Annotated in this window: 12 protein-coding genes; 9 read left to right on the forward strand and 3 right to left on the reverse strand. The window is 59.6% G+C overall.

What is annotated here, in order from left to right:
- The first annotated feature begins 29 nt into the window (after nucleotides 1-29).
- The 5 genes from ACO6TG_RS21785 (at nucleotide 30) to ACO6TG_RS21805 (ending at nucleotide 6,294) form a co-directional block, all read left to right on the forward strand.
- Nucleotides 30-656 (forward strand): ceramidase domain-containing protein, encoded by a 627-nt coding sequence (locus ACO6TG_RS21785; RefSeq protein ID WP_422375116.1) that lies wholly within the window; start codon nucleotides 30-32, stop codon nucleotides 654-656.
- 99 nt (nucleotides 657-755) lie between these two features.
- Nucleotides 756-3,050, forward strand: coding sequence for an NADP-dependent malic enzyme (locus ACO6TG_RS21790; RefSeq protein ID WP_422375117.1), 2,295 nt, complete (start codon nucleotides 756-758; stop codon nucleotides 3,048-3,050).
- A gap of 82 nt (nucleotides 3,051-3,132) precedes the next feature.
- Nucleotides 3,133-3,471, forward strand: a complete 339-nt coding sequence (locus tag ACO6TG_RS21795) for a chorismate mutase (protein ID WP_422375118.1) — start codon at nucleotides 3,133-3,135, stop codon at nucleotides 3,469-3,471.
- A 71-nt stretch (nucleotides 3,472-3,542) separates the two neighbouring features.
- The gene (locus ACO6TG_RS21800; protein WP_422375119.1) at nucleotides 3,543-4,661 is read left to right on the forward strand and encodes a PQQ-dependent sugar dehydrogenase; all 1,119 of its coding nucleotides are present in this window, start codon (nucleotides 3,543-3,545) and stop codon (nucleotides 4,659-4,661) included.
- Between the two features lie 334 nt (nucleotides 4,662-4,995).
- Nucleotides 4,996-6,294, forward strand: coding sequence for a DEAD/DEAH box helicase (locus tag ACO6TG_RS21805; RefSeq protein ID WP_422375120.1), 1,299 nt, complete (start codon nucleotides 4,996-4,998; stop codon nucleotides 6,292-6,294).
- 1,101 nt (nucleotides 6,295-7,395) lie between these two features.
- On the opposite strand, the gene ACO6TG_RS21810 is transcribed toward ACO6TG_RS21805, so the two are convergent.
- Nucleotides 7,396-7,665: a hypothetical protein gene (locus tag ACO6TG_RS21810; RefSeq protein WP_422375121.1), complete on the reverse strand. Its 270-nt coding sequence runs from the start codon at nucleotides 7,663-7,665 to the stop codon at nucleotides 7,396-7,398.
- A 220-nt stretch (nucleotides 7,666-7,885) separates the two neighbouring features.
- Nucleotides 7,886-9,562, reverse strand: coding sequence for an electron transfer flavoprotein-ubiquinone oxidoreductase (locus tag ACO6TG_RS21815; protein ID WP_422375122.1), 1,677 nt, complete (start codon nucleotides 9,560-9,562; stop codon nucleotides 7,886-7,888).
- Between the two features lie 405 nt (nucleotides 9,563-9,967).
- Between ACO6TG_RS21815 and ACO6TG_RS21820 the strand changes: the two genes are divergently transcribed.
- The 4 genes from ACO6TG_RS21820 to ACO6TG_RS21835 all read left to right on the forward strand — a co-directional run bounded on the left by ACO6TG_RS21820 (nucleotide 9,968) and on the right by ACO6TG_RS21835 (nucleotide 13,044).
- Complete coding sequence (locus ACO6TG_RS21820; RefSeq protein WP_422375123.1) at nucleotides 9,968-10,867, forward strand: uracil-DNA glycosylase; 900 nt, start codon at nucleotides 9,968-9,970, stop codon at nucleotides 10,865-10,867.
- A 79-nt stretch (nucleotides 10,868-10,946) separates the two neighbouring features.
- A complete protein-coding gene (locus tag ACO6TG_RS21825) occupies nucleotides 10,947-11,573 on the forward strand; it encodes a PilZ domain-containing protein (RefSeq protein ID WP_422375124.1) in 627 nt (208 codons plus the stop codon).
- A 379-nt stretch (nucleotides 11,574-11,952) separates the two neighbouring features.
- The gene (locus ACO6TG_RS21830) at nucleotides 11,953-12,810 is read left to right on the forward strand and encodes a S49 family peptidase (RefSeq protein WP_422375125.1); all 858 of its coding nucleotides are present in this window, start codon (nucleotides 11,953-11,955) and stop codon (nucleotides 12,808-12,810) included.
- Between the two features lie 48 nt (nucleotides 12,811-12,858).
- Nucleotides 12,859-13,044 carry a hypothetical protein gene (locus ACO6TG_RS21835; RefSeq protein ID WP_094074180.1) on the forward strand — a complete coding sequence of 62 codons (186 nt, stop codon included), beginning with the start codon at nucleotides 12,859-12,861 and terminating at the stop codon, nucleotides 13,042-13,044.
- Nucleotides 13,045-13,123: 79 nt separating this feature from the next.
- Here ACO6TG_RS21835 and ACO6TG_RS21840 read toward each other — a convergent pair whose 3' ends face one another.
- Nucleotides 13,124-14,515 (reverse strand): MATE family efflux transporter, encoded by a 1,392-nt coding sequence (locus ACO6TG_RS21840; RefSeq protein WP_422375126.1) that lies wholly within the window; start codon nucleotides 14,513-14,515, stop codon nucleotides 13,124-13,126.
- Nucleotides 14,516-14,708 lie beyond the last annotated feature (193 nt).

Raw genomic sequence — 14,708 nt, forward strand, 5'->3', positions numbered from 1 at the left:
GCGGCCGTACGATGTCTCTGAACGAGCAGATGGACAATTACTGTGAGCGGGTCGGGCCTGAATTCTGGTCCGAGCCGCTGAACGCGGTCACCAATGCGGCCTTTCTTGTGGCCGCGCTGGCCGCCTTTCTGCTCTGGCGCCGGAAGACGCCGGAGGACTGGCCGGCCCTGGCGCTTGTCGTGATTGTCTTTGCCACCGGTGTGGGTTCGTTCCTGTTTCACACCTTCGCCACGCGATGGGCGGTGATGGCGGATGTCATTCCGATCGTGATATTCATTCATGGCTATCTGTTTGTGGCCCTGGTGAGGTTCCTGGGTTTTCGGTGGTGGCTGTCCCTTGGCGTCGTCGCAGTGTTTTTCCTGGCAACGCCTTTCATCGGGCAACTCGTTTCGCCGTTTGTGGGATCTTCCGCCGGCTACGTGCCTGCTCTGGTGGCCATCTTTGTCGTCGGGGCTGTTTATTATCGCAGGAATGCCGTGTTCGGCGCACAGGTGCTGCTGACCGGCGTCGTCTTTGCCGTCTCGCTCACCTTCCGCACGATCGACGAACCGCTGTGCAGTCAGATTGCTATCGGCACCCATTTCCTGTGGCATATCCTGAACAGCGTCGTGCTGTTTTTGCTGTTGCGGGTTCTCATTTTGCAGCGCGCCGGGTAAAGCTCAGAGTGATTTCAGGAATTTGCGAACCATTTCGGGGCTCGGCCCATGGGTTCGGCGATATAACAATATGACCTTAGGGAAGAGGCAGGGACCGTCATGAGTGATAACAAGACCACCGAAAGCGATCTGACAGAAGCAGCCCTGTTTTATCACGAGCACCCGCGACCCGGGAAACTGGAGATCCAGGCGACCAAGCCGCTCGGCAACCAGCGAGACCTGGCACTTGCCTATTCCCCGGGTGTCGCCGCGCCCTGCCTTGAGATCGCGGACGATCCGGCAAAGGCCGCGAATTATACCTCACGCGGTAATCTGGTGGCGGTTATTTCCAACGGCACTGCCGTTTTGGGCCTTGGCAATATCGGGCCGCTTGCCTCCAAGCCGGTTATGGAAGGCAAGGCGGTTCTCTTCAAGAAATTCGCCGGCATAGACGTCTTCGACATCGAGGTGGCGGAAACCGATGTCGAGAAATTCGTCAACGCGGTCTCCGTGCTGGAACCGACCTTCGGCGGCATCAATCTTGAGGACATCAAGGCGCCGGAATGTTTCATGATCGAGGCGCAGCTGCGCGAGAAGATGAACATTCCTGTCTTTCACGATGACCAGCACGGCACGGCCATCATCGTGGGCGCCGCGGTCCGCAACGGCCTGCAGCTGGCCGGCAAGCAGATCAAGGACGCCAAGATCGTTGCCTCCGGCGCAGGCGCGGCCGCACTGGCCTGCCTCAACATGCTGATCTCGCTGGGCGCGAAACGCGAAAACATCTGGGTGACGGATATCGAAGGTGTCGTCTATGAGGGCCGCGAGGCGCTGATGGACGAATGGAAGGCCGCCTTTTCCCAGAAGACCGACAAACGCAGTCTCGATGAGGTCATCGAGGGGGCGGACGTGTTCCTGGGCCTTTCCGCCGGCGGCGTGCTGAAACCGCATATGGTGGAAAAGATGGGCCATGGCCCGCTGATCCTCGCGCTCGCCAATCCAAACCCGGAAATCATGCCGGAAGAAGCCAAGGCAGTGCGCGATGACGTGGTCATGTGCACCGGACGGTCTGATTATCCGAACCAGGTCAACAACGTCCTGTGCTTTCCCTATATCTTCCGCGGCGCGCTTGATGTCGGTGCCACCACGATCAACGAGGAAATGAAGCGGGCTGCCGTCGAGGCGATTGCCGGCCTTGCCCAGGAAGAACCCTCTGACGTTGCAGCGCGCGCCTATGGCGGCAAGACGGAAACCTTCGGTCCGAACTACCTGATCCCGTCGCCGTTCGACCAGCGCCTGATCCTGCGCATCGCCCCGGCGGTTGCCAGGGCGGCGATGGAGACGGGTGTTGCCACGCGCCCGATCGAGGATTTCGACGCCTATCTGGACCGGCTGAACCGCTTCGTCTTCCGTTCCGGCCTGATCATGAAGCCGATCATCCAGAACGCCACAAAGGATCCGCAGCGCATCATTTATGCCGAAGGCGAGGACGAACGCGTCCTGCGCGCCGCCCAGGTGCTGATCGAAGACAAGATCGCCAAACCGATCCTGGTCGGCCGTCCGGATGTCCTGCAGCAGCGCTGCGAGCGTTTTGGCCTCAAGATCCGTCCGGATGTGGATTTCGAGTTCATCAACCCGCAGGACGACCCGCGCTACCGGGAATATGCGGACGAGTATTTCGAATGCGTTGGCCGCAAGGGCATGCCCCCGGGAGCAGCGCGAACCGTCGTGCGCACAAACCAGACCGTGATCTCGGCACTGGCCGTGCGCCGGGGTGACGCCGATGCGGTGATCTGCGGTCTGGAAGGCCGTTTCATCCGGCATCTGCGCGACATCAAACAGGTCATCGGTGTGTGCGAAACGGCCAAGGATCTCTCGGCCATGTCGCTGTTGATCAACTCGCAAGGCGCACTCTTCCTGTCCGACACGTTTGTGACCGAAGATCCGTCTGCCGAAGAAATTTCCGAGATGGCCATTCTGGCGGCCGCGGAAATTCAACGCTTCGGCATTGAGCCGAAAATCGCACTTCTGTCGCTGTCGAATTTCGGCTCTCGGGATACGGCTTCTTCCCGCAAGATGCGTGAAGCCCTGGAGCTGATCTGGGAGCGCCATCCCGAACTGGAGGCCGACGGCGAAATGCATGGCGACTCAGCGCTTAGCGAGCATCTTCGCGAACGCGTCATGCCGGGCAGCAAACTGAAGGGAGAGGCCAATCTGCTGCTGTTCCCCAACCTCGATGCAGCCAACATCGCCCATAATCTTCTCAAGGTGGCGACCCAGGCACTCCATGTCGGCCCGATCCTGTTGGGGGCGGCCAAGCCGGCGCATATCCTGACCCCGTCGGTCACTTCCCGCGGCGTGGTCAACATGTCGGCCCTTGCCAGTGTCGAGGCGCAGACCCGCTTGGCGGACTGACCCGGCTGCTACAATTTGCGCCTGTCTCAAGAAAGGGCGGACCGGTACAACCGGTCCGCTTTTCAGTCTGGAACCCTGACCCATGACCCGTCCCAAATCTGCCGAAGACTGTCATTCGAAGGCGGACATCCGCACAGCCATCGATTCCCTGGACGAAGAGCTCTTGAGGCTCTTTGCACGTCGTCAGACCTATGTTCGCCGCATGGCGCAGCTGAAGCAAAGTCCGGACGAAGCGTTCGACCACGACAGGATCGAGACAATGGTGGCCGCCCTGAAGGTGAAGGCTGAGGCGCTCGGTCTTGAGGGAGATCAGGCGGAAGCCGTGTGGCGCACCCTGATCGACTGGAACGTGGCCTTCGAGCAACGGACGATTGCAGCGCGCCTTGCGTCCGAAGAACAAGGCGAACTGACCGAAAATTAATGCGCGACGGCTTTTCCGGGGGGCGAGGCTCCCTAGGTTAAGGGGGAACCTGTCCAGACGAGGATCCCGCAATGTTCCTGACGCCCGTTGTTGCCCGCCCGATTGCCGCACTTGCCCTGTCCACCATTGTCGCGACCGGATCTGCATTTGCACAGTCCGGCGTTCAGACTGAAACCGTTGCTTCGGGTCTTTCCTACCCATGGGCCGTCGCCTTCCTGCCGGATGGCGACTTTCTGGTGACGGAACGCGACGGGGTCCTGAAACATGTGACGGCAGAAGGGGATCAGAGCGTTGTTGCCGGCCTTCCGGAGGTCTTTGCGCAAGGGCAGGGCGGTTTGCTCGATATTGTGCTGAGCCCGGACTTTGAAACCGACCGCACCGTCTATCTCACCTTCTCGCAAGGCTCGCCGGAGGGCGCCGGAACCTCTCTCTACCGGGCCAGCCTGCAAGAGGGCGTTGCCGGTCCTGCTCTCGTGGACGGTGACACCATCTTCAAGGGGAACAACCGGGCCTATGGCGGGCGCCACTTCGGGTCCCGCCTGGCCTTTGCACCGGACGGCAATCTGTTCATGACGCTTGGCGACCGGGGCGACGGTCCCAGGGCACAGGAGACGGATGATCACACCGGCTCCGTGCTCAGACTGACACCGGACGGAGACCCTGCTCCGGGCAACCCGTTCCTGGGTCAGGACGGCTACCAGCCGGAGATCTGGTCGATTGGTCACCGCAATCCGCAATCTGCCGCGATCAATCCGGCAAGCGGCGCGCTCTGGACCGTGGAACACGGTGCGCGCGGCGGTGATGAGGTCAATATTCCCGAAGCCGGCAAGAATTACGGTTGGCCGGTCATTTCCTACGGGCGCCACTATTCCGGTGGCAAGATCGGGGAGGGAACCGAGAAGGCGGGCATGGAACAGCCCATCCACTATTGGGACCCGTCGATTGCACCATCCGGGATGGCCTTCGTGACCAGTGACAAGTACCCCGACTGGCAGGGGAACCTGCTGGTTGGAGCCCTGCGCGGCCAGCATCTGGCACGCCTGGAGCTTGATGGGGACAAGGTGGTGGCGGAAGAACAGCTTTTGACCGAACTGGGTGAACGTATCCGCGACGTCCGCCAGGGACCGGACGGTTTTCTCTATGTGCTGACCGACAGCGACGACGGCCGGCTGATCCGGCTGGTGCCCTGACCGTTTGCAAAAATGGTTATCCGTCAATTGCTTTTCGGAACTGTCGCTTGACTTTTTGCGTTGCAGCGACGATATAGCGCCCAGCAATCGCTGCCGCGTGAGCAGGCTGCGCGCCCGGAACGAGAGAACCTCGACCACCCGGGCCGACGCATGAAGGTTGCAACATGATGGGCCCAATGAGGGGCCCGACCAGCTCCCATGTCACGCGAGGGTCTGGCGGCAAAGAGACCGGGTGAACAACCGTCCGGCTGCCGCGCTCCAACTTCGAACCGCCGGACGCTCATCCAGCGGTTGCCCAAGCGTGTTGCTATGCGCTTGCATCAAGGAATTTATTTTGACCGACTTTCAAAGCCTGGGACTTTCCGACGGCTTGCTGTCCGCTGTTGCCGACAACGGCTATGACGCGCCGACACCGATCCAGCAAAAAGCCATTCCGCTGATTCTGGCCGGCCGGGACCTGATGGGCCTGGCTCAGACCGGAACCGGCAAAACGGCAGCCTTCGGCCTGCCGCTGATCGACCGCCTGCTCGCAGAAAACGAAAAGGCCGGTCCGAAGGGCACGCGAGCCCTGATCCTGGCGCCGACCCGCGAACTGGTGAACCAGATCGCCAAGAACCTGATTTCCTTCCTGAAACACACACCGCTGCGGGTCGCGTCCGTCGTTGGCGGCGTGTCCATCAACGGCCAGATCAAACGACTTGGCAAGGGGACCGATATCCTGGTGGCAACGCCGGGACGGCTTCTGGACCTGGTTGACCGGCAAGCGGTCGATCTTGGCAGCGCCTCCTACCTGGTGCTCGACGAGGCCGACCAGATGCTTGATCTCGGTTTTATCCATGCGCTGCGCCGTATCGCCGGCCTTGTGTCCGATGACCGCCAGACGTTGCTGTTCTCGGCAACCATGCCGAAACAGATCAGCGAGCTGGCCAGGTCCTACCTGACAGACCCGGAAAGGGTTGAGGTCTCGCCGGCCGGCAAGACCGCTGACAAGATCACCCAGTCTGTCCATTTTATGGACCGGACGAAAAAGAGCGACTTCCTGGTCGAGCAACTGCAAGCCAAGCCGGATGGGATTTCCCTGGTGTTCTGCCGCACCAAGCACGGCGCGGAGCGCTTGATGCGCAAGTTGAGCCAGTCGGGCATTGCCGCCGGCTCCATTCACGGTAACAAGAGCCAGAACCAGAGGGATCGGGCGATCCGGGACCTGCGCGAAGGCCGGATCAACGTGCTTGTGGCCACCGACGTCGCTGCCCGCGGCATCGATATTCCGGGCGTCAGCCACGTTTACAATTTTGAACTGCCGGAAGTGGCCGAAGCTTATGTGCACCGGATCGGCAGAACGGCCCGTGCCGGCGCAGAGGGCGATGCAATTGCCTTGTGTGCTCCCGAAGAAATCGGCCTGTTCAGGCAGATCGAGAAGCTTATCGGTATCGAGATCGATGTGGCCGGTGGTGAAATTCCGCCGATGTCTGCGGCGGCTGGTCGGGCAAAGCGCGGTGGTGGCAACCGCGGTGGCAAGCCGGGCGGAAAGAAGCCGTTCCACAAGCAGTCGTCCTCCGGAGACAACGACAACAAGTCCCAGGCGAGGCGGCCCCGCCGCCGGCGCCACGGCGGTCGCAGGGACGCAGCCTGAGGGTTGCAATTTCGACCGCTGAAAAGAAATGCACCGGGAAGTGGCCTTCCCGGTGCTGCACCTTGTGGTCGATGGGTTTCAGAAACGTCTGCGCCGCTCTGAATGAATATGTTGAAAGAACTGCAAGCACTTCACCGAAACCGCCGCTATCCGGCGAGAAGCCTGCATTCCTCCAGTCCACAAGGTATCCAACCGCCTGCGCGGCTCGATCTGATTGTCTCGTCGGGAAAGTCGCGGGAACTCCGCGAAGACCTTGTGAGGTCCACCAAGAACTTGGTGGGTCACTTCAAAACTGCCCCGTTAAAGTAAAACTAAATTAACTAACTTGAGTCTGCAATCACAACCGGTTTGCTGGCTGTGAGAGTGTGGATAAAGATTTTATTTTTTTAATTCAGTAACTTAGATGAGGTCCTTAACTCGCAGGCGTCTTGAGGGCAGCAATCCAGGATTGAATCAAGGTTGTGAGCCTTTCGAGAAGTCTATAAAATTCAAAGAATTGCATCTGTTATTTTCTTTATCTATTGTCGTATAGAAAAAATTTATGGATGCAAGGCTGTCCTACAATCACGCTATCTCATTGCATAAAAAGCGAAATTTGCATCCGTATTCACTACTGTAAAATTTGCGTATGATCTTCAGGCTTCAAAGCTGATCCCGGGTCCCGGAGGTCCGAAAGGTTTTTTTGATCGGCCGGAATAAAAATCCCTTTTGGAGCCATAACAAGTATTTATCTGCGGCACTAATCATTTGACCTTGCCGCCGCGTGAAGTTATCCCGGCGCCAATCGGCATGGTTAACGTGATTTTACAAACCAAGGCCCAAAACCCCAGACCCTGATCTGGAACAAGTGCACGTTGGCTCCATCAAGGACCTTCGACCCATTCATATTGCCTGCCATGCGGCAGGCACATTCTTGTGGCGCGGGCAATTGCGTCATCAGCGGGTGCGCGTCGTCGCCTGTCCGCCGGTGCGCATTTGACAACCGCAACGGACCGGTCCCCCACAAAGCCGGTTCGATACGACCCATCGGCCACAAGACTGCGGCACCGGAAGGACTTCTTTCCGGTGCCGTTTGTTTTTGGATGTCGGGCTGAGCACTGCTCAGGGTGTGACGATCACGTAGACATTGGCTCCCTGGTGAACCACTGGCTGGTAATAGACGGTGCCGCACTGAAAATAGGATACTCCGGCAACGAACACCTTCACGCAGCCTGCCGGCAGTGCGTTGTAGTAGCGCGCCTGGCGTCTGCTGACGCGCCGTGCCGTGCGCCTCGCTGTCCGCCGCGCCGCGCCGTTGTCGGCCTTGGCCGATCCGACCGCAATCTTATCGGCAAGACCTGCGGGTGGTATCAGCGGTGATCCAAGGGTCATTGTCGCCGCAATGGCGCAGGATAGTACGAGGGATTTGCTCAGGACAGCCTCCTATGAGTGTGCAGCGGGCCACGCTGCAGGCGGGGAGGCGGTTTCTGCGCCAGAGCGATGGACAATGTTGGGCCGTACTCTGGCAACAAATTGATTTTCTGATGAAAAAAGCGGCCACAGGGGTTAACGCCCGTGGCCGCTTTTGCTTATCCGTTAACGGAGCATCGCATCACATGTTCGGATAGTTCGGTCCACCGGCGCCTTCCGGCACGGTCCAGGTGATGTTGCCGTTCGGGTCCTTGATGTCGCAGGTCTTGCAGTGCACGCAGTTCTGAGAGTTGATCTGGAACTTCGGTGCGTCATCGCCTTCCTCGATCCACTCGTAAACGCCTGCCGGGCAATAACGGTTGGAGGGACCGGCAAACACATCGTGTTCTGAAGATTTCTGAAGAGCGTCATCCTTGACCTTGAGGTGGATCGGCTGATCCTCCTCGTGGTTGGTGTTGGACAGGAACACCGAAGACAGCTTGTCGAAGGAAACCACGCCGTCGGGCTTCGGATAGTCGATCTTGGGGCAGTCCTTGGCCGGTTTCAGGGTCTCTGAATCCCGTTTGCCGTGTTTCAGGGTGCCGAAGAAGGAGAAGCCGAACAGCTCGTTGGTCCACATGTCGAGCCCGCCCAGGCCGATACCGAGCCAGGTGCCGAATTTCGACCAGAGCGGCTTGGCATTGCGCACCTTCTTGAGATCCGTGCCAATCGGGCTGGCGCGCCAGGCGGTGTCGTAATCGGTCAGCTCGGTATGTGCCTCGCCGCGGCCGATAGCGGCCATGACTTCTTCTGCGGCCAGCATGCCGGAGAACATGGCGTTGTGGGAACCCTTGATGCGCGGCACGTTGACGAGGCCTGCGGAGCAGCCCATCAGCAGGCCGCCCGGGAAGGACAGCTTCGGCACGGACTGGTAGCCGCCCTCGGTGATGGCGCGCGCGCCGTAGGAAATGCGTTTTCCGCCTTCGAACGTGTCGCGGATCGCCGGGTGGGTCTTGAAGCGCTGGAATTCGTCGAACGGCGACAGCCACGGGTTTTCATAGTTCAGGTGAACAACGAAGCCGACGGCGACCTGGTTGTCTTCCAGGTGGTACAGGAAGGAACCGCCACCGGTCTTGCCGTCGAGCGGCCAGCCGAAGGAGTGCTGCACAAGGCCTGGGTGATGCTTGTCCGGATCAACCTGCCAGAGTTCCTTGATGCCAATGCCGAATTTCGGCACGTCGCTGTCCTTGTCGAGGGCGTATTTCTCGATCAGCTGCTTGGCAAGCGACCCGCGGGCGCCTTCACCGATCAACGTGTATTTCCCGCGCAGTTCCATGCCGCGGGTGAACATCGCGTTGGGTTTGCCGTCCCGGCCAATGCCCATGTCGCCGGTGGCGACACCGACAACATTGCCACTGTCGTCATAAAGCAGTTCGGCAGCGGCAAATCCCGGATAGATCTCGACGCCGAGCGCTTCGGCTTTTTCAGCCAGCCAGCGGCAGACATTGCCGAGAGAGACGATGTAGTTGCCATGGTTGTTCATCAGCTTCGGCATCAGAACATTCGGCAGGCGCATGGAGCCTGCCGGGCCAAGCACAAGGAAGTGGTCGGCGGTCACGGGTGTCTTCAGCGGAGTGTCTTCCTCGCGCCATTCCGGCAGCAGCTGGTCCAGTGCAATCGGATCGATCACGGCACCTGAGAGAATATGTGCACCGACTTCCGAGCCCTTTTCCAGGACGACGACGCTCAGTTCTTCGCCTTTCTCGTTGGCGATCTGCTTCAGCCGGATGGCCGCGGCAAGGCCCGCAGGGCCTGCGCCGACAATCACGACATCCACATCCATGCTTTCGCGTTCACCAAGCGCTTCTTGTTCGCTCATGTTTTCTCCCTCCACCCGCAGGTCCGGCTTTGCCCCTTTGAAGGGACTGCCGGCAGACCGGCATTCGCGATGTGCCGTCCCATCCTGCTGTCAGTACCGCTCCTGCAACCGCGCGGCCGCAGTTTGAATTAGCCCTAGCGCCTATTTGCCCCATTTTGCAGCGCAAAACACGACATTTTTCATGGTCGTATGCGAAATCAGGCGGTGTCAGCTTCAATTTCGCCCAGATAGATCAAAGCCGGGCAGGGGCGTCAAGTAGAAAGATTACGTTTACGTAAACGTAATTTAATTTCCGGTTTCCGCCTGTGCAAGGACACTGGATAACCCGCCGCGGTGGTCAATAGTGACGCCGGCATGCTTGTGCTTGTCACGTGTCTGGGTAAACTCGCCGCCGGAGGCGCTTCCTTGCAACAATCACCAGAAAACGACCGCCAGATCGAAGCTTTGCTGGAATTCTATTCCGGCGCAGGCGTGGACTGTTTCCTGGGTGAGGACCCTGTTGACTGGTTCGCGCTGACCCGTGAGCAGGCCGAACGACGTGCCCAGGCGCAGAACCTGGCCCAGCCCATGACAGCCATGGCACCGGCGGGCAGCCAGGCTCCTCATGCTGGTGGACCGCAAGCTCCAACTGCCATGCCATCGGCCGCTGCCGCACCGCAGGCGAGGAGACCCGACGCCGGGGCACCGGCCGTCCTGCCGGACGCTGCCGTGATAGCGTCGGCACGTGATCTGGCGGCCAAGGCGGCGACCCTTGAGGACCTGCAGGCCTGTCTTGCGGCTTTTGAAGGTTGCAATCTGAAGCTCACGGCAAAGAAACTCGTCTTTGCGGATGGAAATCCGCAAGCCCGGCTGATGTTTGTCGGCGAAGCGCCGGGCCGGGATGAGGATCTCCAGGGCAAACCCTTTGTTGGCCGGTCCGGTCAGCTGCTTGACCGCATGCTGGAGGCAATCGGCCTCGATCGTTCAGCGGCTTATATTGCCAATGTTGTGCCGTGGCGGCCGCCGGGAAACCGCACACCGACCCCGCAGGAAACGGAAATCTGCAAGCCGTTCATTCTGCGCCAGATCGAGCTGGTCAACCCGGATGTACTTGTGTTTCTGGGGGCAGCCTCGGCCAAGACCCTGCTCGGTGTTGAAGACGGTATTCGCAAGATGAGGGGCCGCTGGATGGCTTATCCGGGTCGTGACAAGGAAATCGCGGCCGTCGCCACCTATCACCCGGCCTATCTTCTGCGCAGTCCGCTCGAAAAGCGCCTGTCCTGGAGAGATTTTCTCAGTATCAAGGCGCGTCTGACTGGCAATTGACGAACGCTACCTGCCTCTACGTTAACTCTGATTTCAGACTTCAGGTTGCATCCTGAAGTGTGAAAGTCCGGAGGAAGACGTGAACGGATCGGCGATGGCAGTTGGAGCGAAGAAAAGCGTGACGGCGCTTGTCGTCGATCTGGCCGACATGTCCTGTTTCGAAGCGACCCTCTACGACCTTTCGGAAGAGGGGTGCTGGATCGCCTCCGACAAGGTTGACCTGCTCAAGGAGGAGGTCGGGCTCAGGATCGCCGGTTTCGACAAGCTCATCCGCGGGACTGTCGTTGCCTATGGTGATCGGGAAGCCCAGGTTTCCTTTGTCATCAAGAAGGACGAACCGGGTGAAAAACGCCGAGAGATCCGCCGCGCGGTCTGGATCAGCGCCATTGTCAGCGGCCAGGCGCACCCAATCACCATGAAATGCCAGATTGTCGACGCCAGCAAATCCGGTTGCCGTCTGGAAGGCGAGACGCTTGACCGCTTGCCGGAGGCTATCGAGATCTCCATCCCAGGGCTTGATTTGCCAGTCAACGGGGTGATTGTCTGGCGCAAGAACGGACAGGCCGGCATTCAGTTGAACTGGCCGTTCGAGCCGGATCCGGAACCGGATGACAAGACCGATGAGCTCCTGAAGCGTCTGGAAGAGGAAAAGGCAAAGGAAGCAAAGCCGAAGCCCAAGAAAAAGATCAGCGCCTTCGGCCGCTAGTCGGTTTTGACAGCTATAGTACGACCAACCGCATTCAGCGACGTTTTGCTTCCCTGAGAGGGCTATTTTCAAGGGGAACTCATCGCGAATATGTGGCTGACCCTTCGAGACGGACCTCCGGTCCTCCTCAGGATGAGGTCGGTGCATGCGGTTGACGTCCACAAGTGCGGGGTATAGGCGCTCCAGCTCCCGCTGACCTCATCCTGAGGAGCTTGGCAATGCCAAGCGTCTCGAAGGATCTGCGCCACGCAAGAAAACCAAGTTCAGCCCTTCAGGACAGCGGTTGTAAAAGACTGGTTTTGCTCTGCTTCCCTCTTTGAAATTGGCTAAGAGATACATATATCCAAGGCAATTGTGATCTCATTCAGGGCCCTAGCGCGTGTTTTCAACCCTTCGCCGGTATCTTCCCAAACGTTTCCGCAACGAAAAAACCATCATTCCTGTTGTGCGCCTTCAAGGCGCCATCGGTTCCGGCGGTCCGATGAAAACGGGGCTTTCGCTGGCCTCGGCGGCGATCCCGCTTGAAAAAGCCTTTTCGGTCAAGAAAGCGCCGGCGGTGGCCCTGATCATCAATTCGCCCGGCGGGTCACCCGTTCAATCCCGCCTGATCTTCAAACGCATCCGGGATCTGGCCAAGGAAAATGAAAAGGACGTCCTGGTCTTTGTCGAGGATGTTGCGGCAAGCGGCGGTTACATGCTGGCCGTGGCCGGCGACGAGATCTTCGTCGATCCGTCTTCGATTGTCGGGTCCATCGGTGTGGTTGCAGCCGGTTTCGGTTTCACCGAGATGATCAAGAAAATCGGTGTTGACCGGCGCGTCTATACCGCGGGCAAGAAAAAGGTGATCCTCGATCCGTTCCAGCCGGAAGTGGAAGAGGACATCGAATATCTGAAGACGCTTCAACTGGAGATCCACGAGACCTTCATTGATCTGGTGAAGTCGCGGCGCAGCGATGTGCTGGCCGACGACCCGGATCTGTTCAGCGGCAAGTTCTGGACCGGCCGCACGGCGATCCAGCTCGGTCTGGTCGACGCGATCGGCGATTTGCGCGGCGTCATCCGGGACAGATACGGCGACAAGGCGGAGCCCAGGCTGATTTCCGCCCCCCGTGGCCTGTTCGGTCGCAAGGGCGGCGTTGGTGTCGGCCTTGGCGGCGGCAAGCTTGTTGAAGGGCTGGGCGGTGAGCTGATGTCATCGGTGGAAGAGCGAGCACTCTGGGCGCGTTACGGCCTTTAAAAAGGCACATTGCCCGTGTGATCATGCAGGGCGACAAAGGGGAAGAACATGACCGAACTGATAGGCGTTGCTGCACTGGCCGTGGGTGGTTACTGGATCGTGCGCCGCGTGAAGCGCAAGATGGCCGAAGTCGAAAACCAGATCTCGCGTGCCGCCGCCAAGGCTGATCCGAATGGACCCGGCCCGAAGCTGGTGCTGGACCCGGTCAGCGGCAAATACCGGCCGCAGGCCTGAATTCAGCCTCGACAGATCGGATCCTGTCTGTTGAGAATGGAATGAGGGCGGGCAGATTATCTCCACCCGCCCCTGAGGATCAGATCGCCGGCGTCGCCCGGAACAGGCCCCATCTGGCTGTGCCGCTGCGCGCAGCCTCCATGAGAGTGATGGCCGTCAGCCCTATCAGCAAGCCTTCCGCCACCGGGCCAGCCAGCCAGATGCCCAACTCACCGAAGCCAAGCGGCAGCGAGACCAGCAATGGCAGGAGAAACGCATAAGGTTTCACCAGGCTGAGCAAGGCCGCTCGCCTGGCGTCTCCGAGCGCCTGGAAATAGGTCGCCACCACAAACAGCGGCCCGGCTGCGAAATACATCGCGACCATCACAGGCAAAATGCGGCCCACCTCTCTGATCACGTCCGCATCGTCGACGAAGGCCAGACCGATCCATGGCGCGCCAAAGGTCAGCAAGACCTGAAGCGCAAGACTGTATCCAAAGGCAAGACCAAGCCCGAGGCGGAGCGTTGCATCGGTCCGTTGCCAGAGCTGCGCTCCGGCATTGTTGCCGATCATGGTTTGAAAGGCCATGGAAAGACCTAGCAATGGCAGATAGGCAAAAGTCATGATGCGCGTGGTGACACCAAAGGCGGCCACGGTCGCCTCATAACCATCTGCCGCGAACCGTTGCAAGACGGCGATGGTTGCCGCTGACCCGAGCGCGATGCCGAGAAAACTCAGGCTCTGCGGCGCGCCAAGGGCCAGAATGGCGCGCCAGTCCGAGGTCAGCGGTTTGGCGAAGACGTCTCTCGGGCTCAGAACCGTGTGGCCCCTGAGGCGAAAACCGATCAGAAACACAAGAGCCAGTGCCTGGGCCAGAACGGTTCCGAGCGCGCTGCCGGCAACACCGAGCTCAAGAAGGGCGATCAGCACGTAGTTCAAAGCGAGATTGCCAATCGAAACGGATAGGCTCAAGGCTGCCATCAGCATGACATGGCCTTCGTTCCTGAGCGCATCGGAATTGACCGACAGCACGAACATCAACGGCGAAAAGCCAATGGTGATCGCAAGATAGACATAACTCATCCCGGCAATCTCCGCCGCGCCATCCGCTGCCGCAAGCGTCGCCATACGGCCAAACAGTAACAAAAGCACGATCAGGCCAAGGCCGGCCATCAGGGCAAGGCCGTGCGCGCCTGCAAAAACGGCGCGGGCCTCCTCGAACCGGTTCCCGCCAAGATGACGGGCCAGCAGGCTGGACATGCCGCTGGAGACAAGTGTCGCCAGCGCGGCCAGCAGCATGTAGGCGGGAAACATCAGCGTGACCGCACTGAGCGCGTCGGGGCCGACATAAATCCCGAGAAAGACGGCGTCGGCAACGGTCAGAAAGCCGTTCATGCTCATGACAAGGATGATCGGCCCGGCGGTTTTCAGAAGGGTCGGGCCAATTGGCCCATGGGTGAACGAATTCGCCCGGGAGGTATCGTCAGACATGACTGTTCTCCAAACTGGGCATTTCGATGTTGAAGGAGGGGCTCGCATTGCCACCAGCGCGAAATGCGTGGAGGAACAGACGTCGTTTCAAGCGGAATTTCACCAGGACGGGGTCGTCTGCGAGCGGCGGGCATTCCGGAGCCGGTGGGTTAGGTAACCGCTCTCATCGCCACCGTCAATGACAAAACGGAAC

The sequence above is a fragment of the Roseibium sp. genome (genome assembly GCF_965233565.1).
Taxonomy (GTDB): Bacteria; Pseudomonadota; Alphaproteobacteria; order Rhizobiales; family Stappiaceae; genus Roseibium.

Bases quoted from the DNA above. Each gene is read 5' to 3' on its own strand.
- ACO6TG_RS21790 (WP_422375117.1), top strand. From the start codon at position 756: ATGAGTGATAACAAGACCACCGAAAGCGATCTGACAGAAGCAGCCCTG.
- ACO6TG_RS21795 (WP_422375118.1), top strand. From the start codon at position 3,133: ATGACCCGTCCCAAATCTGCCGAAGACTGTCATTCGAAGGCGGACATC.
- ACO6TG_RS21785 (WP_422375116.1), top strand. From the start codon at position 30: ATGGACAATTACTGTGAGCGGGTCGGGCCTGAATTCTGGTCCGAGCCG.
- ACO6TG_RS21835 (WP_094074180.1), top strand. From the start codon at position 12,859: ATGACCGAACTGATAGGCGTTGCTGCACTGGCCGTGGGTGGTTACTGG.
- ACO6TG_RS21815 (WP_422375122.1), bottom strand. From the start codon at position 9,562: ATGAGCGAACAAGAAGCGCTTGGTGAACGCGAAAGCATGGATGTGGAT.
- ACO6TG_RS21810 (WP_422375121.1), bottom strand. From the start codon at position 7,665: ATGACCCTTGGATCACCGCTGATACCACCCGCAGGTCTTGCCGATAAG.
- ACO6TG_RS21800 (WP_422375119.1), top strand. From the start codon at position 3,543: ATGTTCCTGACGCCCGTTGTTGCCCGCCCGATTGCCGCACTTGCCCTG.
- ACO6TG_RS21840 (WP_422375126.1), bottom strand. From the start codon at position 14,515: ATGTCTGACGATACCTCCCGGGCGAATTCGTTCACCCATGGGCCAATT.